The following is a 13370-nucleotide window of genomic DNA, read 5'->3' as shown; positions in this document are numbered from 1 at the left end:
TCTTTACAACTTTCGGTGGGTCATCAAGGGTCAATTTGTTGTAATCAAGCTTTGTGATATCGGTCCCTTTAGGTGGTCGATCACCCGCATCTTCAAGCCAAGTAATATAATCGTTTAAAAGTTGAATCAAACTGTTTTGCCACTTGATTTTATTAACTAAATACATGATAATCTGAAGTAGATTAGGCATCTCTTTTCACTCCTTAAGTGATGAATGTTTGTTTTTAGTGAACTTCATTTTATCAGATTAAGGGGGGAAGAGGTGCCTTTTTGTATTTTAATTGATAGAGCAACGATAGTTGCATTAAAACAACACGAAAAAACAAAAAAATTGGTAATTACTTTAATTTAGAAAGAAGGACAATGATGAAATTAACAGGCAAGCAGAAGCGTTTCTTAAGAGCAGAAGCGCACGATATGTCACCCCTTTTCCAGATTGGAAAAAACGGGCTGACTGTTGAAATGATAAGAGAATTTGAAGACTCTCTTGAAAATAAAGAACTGATGAAAGTCCAGCTGCTGCAGAATACTGACTGGACCACCAAAGAGGCAAAAGAGCTTATCGAAGAAGAGTCGGATATAACCGTCGTTCAGACGATAGGAAAAGTTCTGGTGCTATATAAACAGGCGGAAGAAGAAAAATATCAGCACTACTCTTCCAGACTACCAAGATAAAATTAAAGGCAGGTGTAAGCAAGTGAGTCAAAACGTTTCCAGTACCATTGAACCCGAAGTGCTCACTGAACTTTTACAGTCGATTCCTGATAAAAAAATCGGCATCCTTGGAGGAAGTTTCAACCCACCTCATCTAGGTCATCTTATCATAGCAGAGCATGTAAGAGATCAGCTTGACCTGGATACTATTCTGTTTATACCATCGTATGAGCCGCCTCACAAGCAGTCGAAGCAGACAATCGATCATGTGCACAGAGTTAATATGCTTGAACAATCACTTTCAGATAATGAGCAGTTTAAGATCGATCTAAGTGAAATAGAGAGGAAAGGCAAAAGTTACACATACGATACGATAAGAATACTTAAGGAGAAGCATCCTGATACAGAATTCTACTTTATCATAGGAGCGGATATGGTCGAGGATCTGCCGAACTGGTATAAAGTAGATGAACTTATTCAGCTCGTTCAGTTTGTAGCTGTCAACCGGCCCAATTATAAGACCGGTACCCCTTATCCAGTGATTATGGTAGACGTGCCTGATGTGGATATCAGCTCGAGTATGATCCGCCAGAAGGTAAGAGACGGCTGTTCGATCAGGTATCTAGTCACGGCTGAAACCGAGAAGTACATCGAAAGTGAAGGACTATATAAGAATGAAAAATAACAAACCGATATATTCTCAAAACTATTGCGATCTGTCTAGGCCTGAACTTGTTGAGCTTATGGAAAAGACGCTGAGTAAAAGACGGTTCAAGCACGTTTTGAGAGTTGAAAAAACAGCTTTGAAACTAGCTGAGGCTTATAATGCTGACAAGGAGAAAGTCAGTATAGCTGCACTGGCTCATGACTATGCAAAAGAAAAACCGGATGAAGAGATGCGTGATCTGATCATTAGTGAAAACCTGGACCTGGAAATGCTTCAGTTCGGAAGCAACATCTGGCATGGGCCTGTGGGAGCAGTTCTGATGAAAAACGAGTATCACTTAGATGATGAAGAGATACAGGATGCAATAAAATACCATACCATCGGTTCGCCCCGAATGGATATCGTGGCGCAGATCATTTACATTGCAGATTTCATCGAACCTAACCGGTCGTTCAATGGTGTGGAGGATGCTCGTCAGCTTGCAAAGACCGATCTTGAATCGACTATAGCTTACATTTCCAGACACACATTAAAAAATCTGATAAAACGTAAGGCAAAAATATATCCCAAGGCAATCGAGACATACAATGTCTGGGGCGTTAAAAACAAGGAGGAGCAAGATGACCCGTTCGTCTATTGAACTTTTAGAATATGTAGTTAAAGCAGCTGATGATAAAATGGCTCAGGAAATACTGGCATTGGATATGAAAGAGGTATCACTTCTAGCAGACTATTTTGTAATTATGCACGCCAACAATAACCGTCAGCTTGATGCAATTGCCCAGAGTATACTGGAGGCAGCTGAGAAGAATCAGCAGCCAGTTAAGAGAGTGGAAGGTAAGGACCAGGGTAAATGGATCCTGATCGATCTCGGAGATGTTATCATTCATTTATTCAATGAGGAAGAACGAGAGTTCTACAAACTGGAAAGACTTTGGTCTGATGCTGAGCAGGTCGACGTCAGCGGCTGGCTGAGCTAATGAGCTACAACTGGTTTGCTAAAGTATACGATCAGCTCATGGACGATAGTCTGTATGGCAAGTGGCTGGAGTATACTAAAAAACATGTATCAGAGAATCGGACAATGCTTGAGCTGGGCTGTGGAACAGGAATCCTGGGTATTATGCTCAAAGAGTCGGGTTATGACCTGACAGGTCTTGATCTGTCTGAAGAGATGCTAAGCCTGGCTTACGACAGGCAGACTGAAAGCAAAGTCTTTTTCCCTCTTCTTCAAAGGGACATGAAAGAACTCTCAGAGCTCCCTCATTATGATAGTGTCATCTGCTACAGTGATGCACTGTGTTATATGGAAGATGAAGCATCTCTCGCTAAGGTTTTTAAAGAAGTCTACTCGGTGCTTTCTGATGAAGGGGTCTTTCTATTCGATGTACATTCTCTTCATAAAATGGAGCTCTTTCAGGAATTTTCCTTCCATGCAGAAGTTGATGATATCGTCTTTTTATGGGACAGTTACGAAGGGGAGCATGAAGGGTCAGTCGATCATCATTTGACATTTTTTGTAGAAACAGATGAAGGCCGATATGAGCGATTTGAAGAAGTCCATTCAGAACGTACCTATCCTGTTGAAGTATATATACAGCTGCTGAAGAAAGCAGGATTTAGAACAGTCGACGTGACAGCTGATTTTACTGATACGGTCGAATCAGATAGTGAACGATGGTTTTTCGAAGTCAGAAAGTAAGGTGACAGGATGAGAGTGTGTGGGATCGTTGCTGAATATAATCCGTTTCATAATGGACACCAGTATCATCTTGAAGAGACTAGAAAAAAATTAAAAGCTGATATTATTATTGTTGTAATGAGTGGTAATTTCCTTCAGAGAGGGGAACCGGCAATCGTTGACAAATGGTCAAGAGCCCGAGCTGCACTGATGAATGGAGCAGATATCGTTGTGGAACTGCCGACTGACTTTAGTGTTCAGCCGGCTGATTTTTTTGCTGAAGGGGCTGTATCCGTCCTTAACGGTCTGGGTTGTGATCTGATCAGTTTTGGAAGTGAGAGTGGGAATAGTCAGGCTTTCGGAGAAGCTGCGTACCTGTATCTAGAAAATGAGGCTGAACTGGACGACTTGTTCAGACAGGCGCATCAGCAGAAACAGACATATGCCCAGAATTTCAGTGATGTGATCAACACTTATTTCAGTCAGTTTCCACTTGATCTCACTCAACCAAACAACATGCTTGGTTTTGCGTATGCTAAAGAAATAAGAAGGAATGGATACGACATGTCCATCCAAACTGTTCCCAGAAAAAACAGCCACTATCATGATGATGAACTTGACAGTTCATTCAGTATAGCCAGTGCAACAGCTATTAGAAGAACTCTGCTTGAGAAGCGAGAAGCCTTTACGGCTGTCGAAACATTTGTACCGGCCGAAATGTATGATGTGCTGAAAAATCACCCACTTATATCATGGGAAAATCTGTTTCGTCTGCTTGACTACAGATTATCAGCGATAAGCACTGAAGACCTTAGTCAGATCTATCTGATGGAGAAGGGACTGGAGTACCGCTTGAAAGAGAAAATCAGCGATGCAGTATCAATGAAGGAGTTTATCGAATCTGTTAAGACTAGGCAGTTGACCTGGGTGTCCCTGCAGCGTATCTGCTGTCATATATTATTGAACAATACTAAACAGGCCATGGACATGGCAGAAAAGAGAATTGAAGCTGTCCGTCTTCTTGGATTTACGGAAGCAGGTCGAGGTTATATAGGCAGGCACAAAAAAGAATGGTCGATCAAATTGGTTTCCAATCTCAATAAAAGTACAGCGCCCAATTTTGAGCAGGATATCAAGGCGGGACATATTTATCGTCTGGCTGATAAAGAGCAGATACTTCACCAAGATTTTTATACGAAACCTTTTAATTTTATTGACAATAATGGACTAAAATAGTATAATTGTTTTTGTTGTCCAAGTACAAGGTCTACCCTCTAGGTTCTCAGCATTGACTGCTTTTTATCCTAGCAGAACTAACCGACAAACACTGAGGTGAAGTCATTGAAAACTAAATGGGCATTAAACGAATTAAAAAGATATCAGGACCAGCCATTAAAACTGGATGGGATAGTCGATTTCTCAGAATCACTGAAAAATAGAGATAATGAAATCCTTTATGCTGAGCCAATACAGATTAGAGGGACACTGGAAAATGAAAAAAATGAAGTTTATTATGTGGATCTCGTACTCGATACGGTTCTCACAATGCCTTCGTCACGTTCACTGGAACCCGTCAAGGTTCAGTTGACTATCCCATTTTCTGAAATTTATCTGCCGGCACTATCATCTGTATCACTGGAATCATTTACAGAGGATGAACTGGTCGAGGAATTATCTGAAGACATTCTTGATTTGCAGAAACCGATCGAAGATACTATTTTAACTAATAAACCTACTCAGGTATTTACTGTGGACGAGCGTCAATCTGGCATGATGCCCAGTGGAAAAGACTGGCATGTTATTGATGAGGAAGACCATAACGATCATCCAGGATTGGCTGATGATGGTGAGGGTGATCCCCGATTTGCCGCATTGAAAGATCTGTTCAAAGAGGACAATGAGTAGTATTTGAATCAGGAATCGAATCCTTTTAAGGAGGTGTGTTGGAAAATGGCAGTACCTAAAAGAAGAACATCTACTAGCAGAAAAGCAAAAAGACGTACTCATATCAAATTGGACCTTCCAAACATGAGTGATTGTCCAAACTGTGGTGAAGTGAAGCGTAACCACCATGTATGCCCATCTTGCGGATTTTACGCAGGTAAAGAGGTAGTAAGCAAAGAAAGTTAATCGTGGCATACACGATCGACTCAATATAGAGTTTAGGAAAAAGCGTTTATGGGTTAACTCATGAACGCTTTTTCTGATAGTTAATCGTATGAATGGATAGGAAGTGGACATCATTGATGGTTCAGTCGATTTGATTATAATTATATTTTATATTTTGCCAATCATTATCCTGCTGTTTTCAAAAAAGATAAACCGCCAGTTCAGGTTGGTAAATATTCCCGTAAAAGTAGTGGACCTGCTAATCCCTTACATGCTGATTTTATTATTTTTTTTAGGGAAGCTTTACTTTGAAATCAATTTCATTCCGTACATTATTATTGTTCTGTCTCTAACGGGGATTATCATCGCCACATTCAGAACGTTCGTTAAAGAAGAACTGAACATTTACTTTTTCTTCAGGATCTGGTGGAGATATGTGTTCCTGATTCTTCTTACTGGGTATCTTGCAATAGGCATCTTCATTACTTATCTGGCCATTATTTAAGTATCAACTTAGAGAATAGCTCAAAGCATCCGAGAGTATGACGGCAGTCATATTTTCCGGATGCTTTTTTTTTGCCAGTTTTATTTTACAATTGTGTTTTATTTGTATAATGATGTGGTAGAAAGTGGGGCATTGTGGTAGACTTAGCCTTATAAGTGGGGAGAGGGGGCAGTGAAATGTTATTAGGCGAATATAAGCATAATATTGATGCAAAAGGTCGGCTGATCATCCCATCCAAGTTCCGTGAGGATCTGGGGGAGCGTTTCATTGTGACCCGTGGCCTGGATGGCTGCCTTTTTGGCTATCCCATGCAGGAATGGACCTTGCTGGAAAATAAATTAAAGCAACTTCCCCTGGCAAAGAAAGAATCAAGAACCTTCACACGGTTTCTTTATTCAGCTGCAACTGAATGTTCACTGGATAAGCAAGGACGTATCAACCTTCCGAGTCCGCTGATCAATCATGCAGTACTGGAAAAGACCTGCTATATCATTGGTGTATCAGAAAGGATTGAAATCTGGAGTGAAGAGAAGTGGGAAGCATTTTCTCAAGATGCTGACCAGTCTTTTGAAGAAATAGCGGAAGAAATGATCGACTTTGGCTTTTAGTAACGGAGGATATACATGACACTATTTGAACATGAAACAGTTTTACTTAATGAAACCGTCGAGGGTCTGAATATACGTCCAGACGGCGTCTACGTTGACTGTACACTAGGCGGAGCCGGACACTCGTCGCTTATACTTCAGAAACTTGATGAGAGAGGGCATTTATACTCCTTTGATCAGGATATTATGGCAATTAATAATGCAGCAGAATTGTTAAAAGAAGAAGTGGATAAGGGAAAAATCACGTTTGTCCACACTAACTTCAGAAATATTGCATCAGCATTGAATGGACTTGGGGTCCAGAAAGTTGACGGTATCATGTATGACCTGGGTGTTTCGTCACCTCAACTGGACATCACTGAACGGGGATTCAGTTATCACAAAGATGCACGCCTTGATATGCGAATGGATCAGTCACAGGACTTAAGTGCTCATGATATTGTCAATAATTGGGAGTACAACGACTTAGTCAGAATATTTTTTAGATACGGGGAAGAAAAATTCTCTAAACAGATCGCAAGACTGATTGAATCTACAAGAAAAGACAGACCCATCAATACAACCCAGGAGCTGGTTGAGCTGATTAAAGAAGCGATTCCGGCGCCGGCAAGAAGAAAAGGCGGGCATCCTGCCAAACGAATCTTTCAGGCCCTCAGGATAGCTGTCAATGATGAACTGGGCGCACTTGAAGACTCGCTCGAAGCAGCAATCGATCTATTATATATTAACGGACGGATCAGCGTCATCACATTCCATTCGCTGGAAGATCGCATTGTCAAGCAGATGTTCAAGAGTTACTCCAAGCTACCGGACCTACCTAGAGGACTTCCGGTCATTCCTGATCACGAGCAGCCGGTACTTAAGCTGATCAACAGGAAGCCGATTATTCCTGGAGATGAGGAACTGGCTGAGAATAACCGGTCTCGAAGTGCAAAACTAAGAATCGCAGAAAAACAGAGAAACAGCTGAACAGATAAAACGGTATATTGAAGAAAGGAGTATTGATCACATGATGAATGATAACTTAGCAAGACAGTATGAAATGAACCAACAGCCCCTGCATCAGCCTGGCATCAATCAGGAACCGGAGAAGGTAAGAGAAGCCAGTCCGAAGACGAAAGGACTGACGCGGCTTGAATCTGCAGTCATCAGCTTTTTTGGTGTCATACTATTCGGTTTGGCAGTTGTACATATTGCATTATCTATACAGGTATCTACGATCAATCGTTCGATTCAGGATATCGAGTCTCAGGCAGTCGTTACTCAGATTGAAAACGAAAACTTTGAACAGAAAGTGCAGGAATTGTCCAGATATGACAGAGTTTATTCCATCGCCATAGAAAATGGACTGGAAATGAACGTAGAACAGATCAGGAATGTATTCAGATGAAACAGTTGAAAAAAAAGGTTAAAGAGACCAACCCTTTCCACAATAGAAAAACGATCGCAATATTTATGTATGTAATCTGTTTTGTTCTCTTTGCTTCGCTTTTTCTGAGATTTACCTGGATCATGGTCAGAGGAGAAGTAAACGGGGAAGATCTTCATCTTAATGTAGAAAAATTATATACTCGAAATAATGTGCTTCAGGCCCGCCGCGGGACAATATTCGACAGAAACGGTAATCCGATCGCAACAGATGCAACGACCTACAAGATGGTAGCTATTCTTACTGATGAATGGTCATCACCTAGCAGACCCCAGCATATTGAAGAACCTCGAGCTGTTGCAGAAATTATTGCTACTCATCTGTCACTGAATGAGGATGACATTTATGCCCGACTGACTCAAGACAGTATGCAGGTAGAGTTCGGAAATGCTGGAAGCAATCTGACTTTCGAAACTATGAGTGCGATTAGAGACGATCTGTCGGAAAATGAACTGACCGGTATAACATTTGATGAAAGCAGAAGCCGGCTTTATCCCAATGGCACATTTGCTTCACATACAATCGGACTGGCTCAAGTGACAGATGAAAGTGATGATCAGCTTCATGGAGTCATGGGCCTGGAAAAACAGTATGATGACCATTTAAGTGGTGAAAATGGATGGATAAAATTTCAGGCTGATCGCTTTGGTTATGTAATTCCAGATCAGGAAATCGAAGAAGTGGATCCGATAAACGGCAAAGATCTTACACTTACAATAGACCGGCGTATGCAGAATTTTCTTGAAAGGATTGTTGAAGAAGTAGATCAGGAACACAAACCGGAATACATCACGGCTAATCTGATGAATGCTAAAACTGGAGAAATACTGGCTACATCTCAGCGTCCAACTTTTAATGCCACTACAAAAGAAGGAATCGATCAGTCCTGGCAGAATCTTTTGGTTGAATATACATTTGAGCCCGGATCAACTTTAAAAGCAATGACTCTGGCTGCTTCTATTCAGGAAGGTACCTTCAGACCATATGAATACTTCCGCTCGGGACAGATTCAGGCCGGCGGAGGAACGATCCGTGATGTCAGACGCGAAGGATGGGGAACAATTACCCATCTGGAAGGACTGGCTCGTTCCAGCAACGTATCATTCGTTCATCAGGTTGAAGAGATGGGGCATGATAAATGGAAGAGCTATCTGGATGCCTTCGGCTTCGGTACTGGAACAGGTATAAACTTGCCTAATGAGTCGAACGGAAGTAATCCATACGAGTGGCCATTACAGAAAATTAATACTGCTTTCGGTCAGGGGATTGCAGTGACTCCTGTTCAGATGCTGAGAGCCTTTTCTGCTCTTACTAACGGTGGGATAATGGTAGAACCTCACATTGTATCAGAACAGACAGAGGGCTCAGAAAAACAGCCGGTCATTTCTCCTGAAACAGCTGCTCAGACATTGGAGTACCTTAAAGAAACAGTTTACAGCGAGCATGGAACTGCTAGAGGGTACCAGATCGATGGTTTTGAAATAGCAGCTAAGACTGGAACTGCTCAGATTGCAGATCCGGAAACTGGCGGATATCTGAGCGGGCCAAATAATAATGTATTTTCAGTAGTCGGAATGGCGCCAGCTGATGATCCGGAATTGATTCTGTATGTGACTGTGCAGCAGCCTGAACTGAATACGATCTCTCACGGCAGTCAAGCTGTCCAGAAAATATTCAACCCGGTGATGAAGAGGGCACTTAAATACTATTCTGCCGGTGACGATATGCAAAGTGAAAATAGTTATGCAAATGACATGCCTGACTTTGTTGAAAAACCAGCTCAGGATGCCATAGCGTATCTGGAGGAAAATGGTGATGCGTACAGCCTGATCGGCTCTGGAGAACGAGTTGTTCAGCAGTTTCCAAGACAGGAGATGCAGGTAGATGAAACTCAACGAGTTTTGCTTCTGACAAATGGTGCAATGACCTTACCGGACCTTACCGGCTGGTCAAGAAATGATTTGTACAGACTGGCAGAACTCACCGGGATAGCACTCACGGTAGAAGGTGAAGGTTTTGTGACGTCACAGAACATGTCTGCCGGGTCATTTATTGAAACTGGAACTGAAATAGTGGTACAATTAGCTTCGAATCAAGAATGACATAGGAGTGGACAAGAAAAGTGGATAGTGTGTATTTGGTAATGACGTTGGTAGTCAGTGGATTGATAGCTGCTTCCCTGATGCCGACTGTAATTAGTTATTTCAAAAAAAAGCAGCTGGGTCAGACAACCAGAGAAGAAGGCCCTTCCTGGCATGAATCAAAGTCGGGCACACCGACAATGGGAGGTCTCTCGATTCTTATCTCTGTGGTTCTTTCCTCGTTAATTTTTTCATTCTTGGTGGGGGGGCAGTTCTGGCTGACAGCCTTACTTGTATTCATCTTTATCGTATTTGCATTGATCGGCTTTATAGATGATTATATTAAAGTCGTCATGAAAAGAAATCTTGGACTTACCAGTCTCCAGAAGCTTATCGCTCAAATTGCAGGTGCAGTTCTTTTCTATTTCGGGGTCAGCAGTCTGATTTCTATCCAGACGATCAGTTTACCTTTTAATGTAAGTCTATCGATTGGATGGCTGTATATTTTCTTCGTCTTGTTCTGGCTGGTCGGGTTTTCGAATGCGACTAATCTGACAGATGGAATTGATGGTCTGCTTGCAACGACAGGAATGATTGCATACGGAGCATATACTGTAATTGCTGTCTGGCAGGAACAGTGGGAAGTAGCCGTCTTTACTGCAGCGGTTGTCGGTGCGCTTATAGGATTCTTTATTTTTAATAAAAAACCGGCAAAAGTGTTTATGGGAGACGTCGGCTCACTCGCGTTAGGTGCAGGACTTGCAGGTGCATCCATCATTCTTGATCAGGAATGGACGCTGCTGCTCATAGGACTTGTATTTGTCATTGAAACAGCAAGTGTAATGCTGCAAGTTGGATCGTTTAAGCTAAGAGGAAAACGAATCTTTAAAATGAGTCCGATTCATCATCACTTTGAGATGAGCGGATGGGGCGAATGGAAAATAGTTATCATTTCTTCTATTATCACACTGATCACTAGTATACTGGCATTGATCAGTATATAAACAACCGGAACTGGTAGTAGTTATCTACTTCCAGTTTTTTTCATAGCTGATTATAAGAAAGATCGGAGACTGAATTTTAGTTTAAGGAGAATAGCCATGAGCAATCAAACGGAGTACAAAAATAAGAAGGTGCTGATTTTAGGGCTGGCTGTCAGCGGGTACAGTGCGGCAAAAGTTCTTAAAGAACTTGGGGCGGAAGTTACTGTCAATGATTACAAAGATATCGACAGCAGTGATGAAGCCAAGGAACTCAGATCATTAGGAATAACGGTGGTATCAGGAGGGCATCCGTTGTCTTTACTTGATCAGCCGATAGATCTGCTCGTAAAAAATCCAGGGATCCCTTATTCCAATATTTTACTGAAAGAAGCTGAGAAAAGAGACATTCCGATTATTACTGATGTGGAAGTAGCTTATACTATTTCACCATCTTCCTTAGTAGCGATTACAGGAACAAACGGAAAAACTACAACCACCAAGATGATCGAGTCCTTACTGGTAGCTGAACCAGGTGAAGGTCATATCTATTCTGTTGGAAATATCGGAACCCCTTCAACTACTGTCGCCTTGCATTCCAATCCTGAGGACACGCTTGTTATGGAAGTATCAAGTTTTCAGCTCATGGGAACTAAGACATTCCGTCCGAATATCGCTGTTATTACCAACATTCATTCTGCTCATCTGGATTATCATGGGTCCAGGGAAGAATATGTAGAAGCAAAGATGGCTATAACCAAAAATCAGAAAGCTGAAGATTATCTTATCTATAATCATGACCAGCTTGAACTGACAAATCTTGTGTTATCAGCTAGTGAAGCCCAGCTGATTCCTTTTTCCCGCAAGTCTCAATTAGAAAAAGGGGTCTATCTTGATGGTGGGGTCATTTGCTTCAATAATGAGAAAATCATGGACAGTTCCAGCATCGTCCTACCTGGTAAGCATAATCTGGAAAATGCACTGGCAACTATAGCTGTTGCAAAATTGCATAATGTCACTAATCAGACAATAGAGAAAGTATTCAGTCATTTCCATGGTGTGCCTCATCGTATGCAGTTTGTAGATGATATTCGTGAAAGACGGTTTTATAACGATTCTAAAGCGACGAATTCTCTAGCAACGATCAATGCTCTGGAAGGCTTCCAGCAAAAAGTCATCCTGCTTGCCGGCGGGCTGGACCGTGAAGATGATCTGGAAAATCTTATTCCTTCTTTTAGAAATCATGTCAAAGCATTGTTTACTTTTGGAGAAACAAAAAATAAATTGCTGGAAGTAGGAAAAAAAGCTGGTATAAGCGAACAGGCTGCTTTCGAGACATTGTCCGAGGCAGTATACAAAGCATTTGAAATCAGTGAAAAACACGATGTCATCTTACTGTCCCCATCATGTGCAAGCTGGGATGCTTATGCTAACTTTGAAGCAAGGGGCCAGGATTATATTGATACGATCAGAAACATAAAAATCAATGATGAAAAAGGGGAGTAAGCACTCAAGTGAGTGCATAATTTATGAAAATATTAGTAACTGGTGGCGGTACCGGAGGCCATATCTATCCGGCTCTTGCACTGATCAAACGGATGAAAGCGATGAATGACGACATCGAATTTTTGTATGTCGGCACAGAGAGAGGACTGGAAAGTACAATTGTCCCGAATTATACCATCCCGTTCAAGGCATTAAAGGTAGAAGGATTCAAGAGGAAGCTTAATTTTGAAGGAATAAAATATAATCTGAAAACTATCGGATATTTTATACAGTCCATAAGAAAATCTAAAAAAATAATTGACGAATTTTCCCCTGATGCAGTCATTGGAACCGGAGGGTATGTCAGTGCTCCCGTCTGCTATGCAGCAGCTAAAAAGGGAATACCGACAGTGATCCATGAGCAGAACAGCGTTGCCGGGATCACAAATAAGTTTCTGGCCCGTTATGTATCTGCTATAGCAATCTGCTTCAAGGATGCAGAAAATCAGTTTAAAGGACATGAAAATAAGATTGTATTTACAGGTAATCCAAGAGCTCAGGAAGTCGCAGATATTCAGGCGAACGATAGCTTGCAGACATTTAAACTGAATCCCAAACAACCAACTGTCCTTATTTTTGGTGGAAGCAGAGGAGCAGCAGCGATTAATAAAACAGTGATCGATCATTGTCAGGCGTTCGTCGAAGCTGATTATCAGGTTCTGTTTGTGACAGGTAGAGAGCACTATGAAGACTTGTCTGAAAAATGGAAAAGCAGCTGTGGACTTGAAGAGGAACACTCCAAAGTCAGTATAGTCCCTTACATTGAAGACCTGCCCAGCGTCTTCGCATCGGTTTCACTAGTTGTGTCAAGAAGCGGAGCAACTACCCTGGCGGAACTGACAGCTCTTGGTGTCCCAAGTGTACTGATTCCAAGTCCTAATGTGACAGAAGATCATCAGACGAAGAATGCCAGAAGTCTGTCGGAAGCAGGAGCAGCAGAGCTTATTCGTGAAGATGAACTGAACAGCAGCAAATTTATTGAAACAGTGAATCGCCTTATGTCGGATGAAGGTATGAGAAATGATATGGCAGCTAAAGCTAAACAGCTCGGAGTGCCTGATGCATCTGACAAGATTATTCATCTGTTGATGACACTATTGAATGGTTAAGA

17 protein-coding genes are annotated in these 13370 nt (G+C 41.7%); 16 read left to right on the top strand and 1 reads right to left on the bottom strand.

Annotated elements, in window-relative coordinates; all coding sequences use genetic code 11:
* The coding region (locus tag ACYQ4S_RS02990) for a hypothetical protein (protein ID WP_459769278.1) at positions 1-190 on the bottom strand (190 nt) is incomplete at its 3' end.
* Positions 191-363: 173 nt separating this feature from the next.
* Between ACYQ4S_RS02990 and yhbY the strand changes: the two genes are divergently transcribed.
* The 16 genes from yhbY (at position 364) to murG (ending at position 13368) form a co-directional block, all read left to right on the top strand.
* Positions 364-675: a ribosome assembly RNA-binding protein YhbY gene (gene yhbY, locus ACYQ4S_RS02985; RefSeq protein WP_091479023.1), complete on the top strand. Its 312-nt coding sequence runs from the start codon at positions 364-366 to the stop codon at positions 673-675.
* A 22-nt stretch (positions 676-697) separates the two neighbouring features.
* Positions 698-1339: a nicotinate-nucleotide adenylyltransferase gene (locus ACYQ4S_RS02980; RefSeq protein ID WP_346025461.1), complete on the top strand. Its 642-nt coding sequence runs from the start codon at positions 698-700 to the stop codon at positions 1337-1339.
* Positions 1329-1961: a bis(5'-nucleosyl)-tetraphosphatase (symmetrical) YqeK gene (gene yqeK / locus ACYQ4S_RS02975; RefSeq protein ID WP_346025462.1), complete on the top strand. Its 633-nt coding sequence runs from the start codon at positions 1329-1331 to the stop codon at positions 1959-1961. The genes ACYQ4S_RS02980 and yqeK overlap by 11 nt, the downstream gene beginning before the upstream one ends.
* Complete coding sequence (gene rsfS, locus ACYQ4S_RS02970) at positions 1942-2301, top strand: ribosome silencing factor (protein ID WP_091479018.1); 360 nt, start codon at positions 1942-1944, stop codon at positions 2299-2301. The genes yqeK and rsfS overlap by 20 nt, the downstream gene beginning before the upstream one ends.
* Complete coding sequence (locus tag ACYQ4S_RS02965; RefSeq protein WP_346025464.1) at positions 2301-3023, top strand: class I SAM-dependent DNA methyltransferase; 723 nt, start codon at positions 2301-2303, stop codon at positions 3021-3023. Before rsfS ends, ACYQ4S_RS02965 begins: the two co-directional genes overlap by 1 nt.
* A gap of 9 nt (positions 3024-3032) precedes the next feature.
* The gene (locus tag ACYQ4S_RS02960) at positions 3033-4238 is read left to right on the top strand and encodes a nucleotidyltransferase (protein WP_459769276.1); all 1206 of its coding nucleotides are present in this window, start codon (positions 3033-3035) and stop codon (positions 4236-4238) included.
* 105 nt (positions 4239-4343) lie between these two features.
* The gene (locus ACYQ4S_RS02955) at positions 4344-4907 is read left to right on the top strand and encodes a DUF177 domain-containing protein (RefSeq protein WP_346025466.1); all 564 of its coding nucleotides are present in this window, start codon (positions 4344-4346) and stop codon (positions 4905-4907) included.
* A 45-nt stretch (positions 4908-4952) separates the two neighbouring features.
* Positions 4953-5132, top strand: a complete 180-nt coding sequence (gene rpmF, locus ACYQ4S_RS02950; RefSeq protein ID WP_091264598.1) for a 50S ribosomal protein L32 — start codon at positions 4953-4955, stop codon at positions 5130-5132.
* Positions 5133-5235: 103 nt separating this feature from the next.
* Positions 5236-5616: a DUF3397 family protein gene (locus ACYQ4S_RS02945; protein ID WP_346025467.1), complete on the top strand. Its 381-nt coding sequence runs from the start codon at positions 5236-5238 to the stop codon at positions 5614-5616.
* 176 nt (positions 5617-5792) lie between these two features.
* On the top strand, positions 5793-6224 hold the full coding sequence (gene mraZ, locus ACYQ4S_RS02940) for a division/cell wall cluster transcriptional repressor MraZ (RefSeq protein ID WP_091264592.1): 432 nt from the start codon (positions 5793-5795) through the stop codon (positions 6222-6224).
* 15 nt (positions 6225-6239) lie between these two features.
* Positions 6240-7193, top strand: coding sequence for a 16S rRNA (cytosine(1402)-N(4))-methyltransferase RsmH (gene rsmH, locus ACYQ4S_RS02935; protein WP_346025469.1), 954 nt, complete (start codon positions 6240-6242; stop codon positions 7191-7193).
* Between the two features lie 40 nt (positions 7194-7233).
* Positions 7234-7614, top strand: coding sequence for a cell division protein FtsL (gene ftsL, locus ACYQ4S_RS02930; protein ID WP_346025470.1), 381 nt, complete (start codon positions 7234-7236; stop codon positions 7612-7614).
* Positions 7611-9755: a penicillin-binding protein gene (locus ACYQ4S_RS02925; RefSeq protein WP_459769273.1), complete on the top strand. Its 2145-nt coding sequence runs from the start codon at positions 7611-7613 to the stop codon at positions 9753-9755. The genes ftsL and ACYQ4S_RS02925 overlap by 4 nt, the downstream gene beginning before the upstream one ends.
* A gap of 20 nt (positions 9756-9775) precedes the next feature.
* Entirely contained in the window at positions 9776-10738 is a 963-nt protein-coding gene (gene mraY, locus ACYQ4S_RS02920) for a phospho-N-acetylmuramoyl-pentapeptide-transferase (protein WP_459769271.1), read from the top strand.
* A 96-nt stretch (positions 10739-10834) separates the two neighbouring features.
* On the top strand, positions 10835-12220 hold the full coding sequence (gene murD, locus ACYQ4S_RS02915; protein ID WP_459769269.1) for a UDP-N-acetylmuramoyl-L-alanine--D-glutamate ligase: 1386 nt from the start codon (positions 10835-10837) through the stop codon (positions 12218-12220).
* 23 nt (positions 12221-12243) lie between these two features.
* Positions 12244-13368, top strand: coding sequence for an undecaprenyldiphospho-muramoylpentapeptide beta-N-acetylglucosaminyltransferase (gene murG / locus ACYQ4S_RS02910; RefSeq protein ID WP_346025474.1), 1125 nt, complete (start codon positions 12244-12246; stop codon positions 13366-13368).
* Positions 13369-13370 lie beyond the last annotated feature (2 nt).

It is taken from the genome of Alkalibacterium sp. s-m-28, from assembly GCF_054658175.1.
The sequence above is the reverse complement of the archived record's forward strand: the minus strand, read 5'-3'. Positions and strand labels throughout refer to the sequence as shown.

Bases quoted from the DNA above. Each gene is read 5' to 3' on its own strand.
- yhbY (WP_091479023.1), top strand. From the start codon at position 364: ATGATGAAATTAACAGGCAAGCAGAAGCGTTTCTTAAGAGCAGAAGCG.
- yqeK (WP_346025462.1), top strand. From the start codon at position 1,329: ATGAAAAATAACAAACCGATATATTCTCAAAACTATTGCGATCTGTCT.
- rsfS (WP_091479018.1), top strand. From the start codon at position 1,942: ATGACCCGTTCGTCTATTGAACTTTTAGAATATGTAGTTAAAGCAGCT.
- ACYQ4S_RS02965 (WP_346025464.1), top strand. From the start codon at position 2,301: ATGAGCTACAACTGGTTTGCTAAAGTATACGATCAGCTCATGGACGAT.
- ACYQ4S_RS02960 (WP_459769276.1), top strand. From the start codon at position 3,033: ATGAGAGTGTGTGGGATCGTTGCTGAATATAATCCGTTTCATAATGGA.
- rpmF (WP_091264598.1), top strand. From the start codon at position 4,953: ATGGCAGTACCTAAAAGAAGAACATCTACTAGCAGAAAAGCAAAAAGA.
- mraZ (WP_091264592.1), top strand. From the start codon at position 5,793: ATGTTATTAGGCGAATATAAGCATAATATTGATGCAAAAGGTCGGCTG.
- rsmH (WP_346025469.1), top strand. From the start codon at position 6,240: ATGACACTATTTGAACATGAAACAGTTTTACTTAATGAAACCGTCGAG.
- ftsL (WP_346025470.1), top strand. From the start codon at position 7,234: ATGATGAATGATAACTTAGCAAGACAGTATGAAATGAACCAACAGCCC.
- ACYQ4S_RS02925 (WP_459769273.1), top strand. From the start codon at position 7,611: ATGAAACAGTTGAAAAAAAAGGTTAAAGAGACCAACCCTTTCCACAAT.
- murD (WP_459769269.1), top strand. From the start codon at position 10,835: ATGAGCAATCAAACGGAGTACAAAAATAAGAAGGTGCTGATTTTAGGG.
- murG (WP_346025474.1), top strand. From the start codon at position 12,244: ATGAAAATATTAGTAACTGGTGGCGGTACCGGAGGCCATATCTATCCG.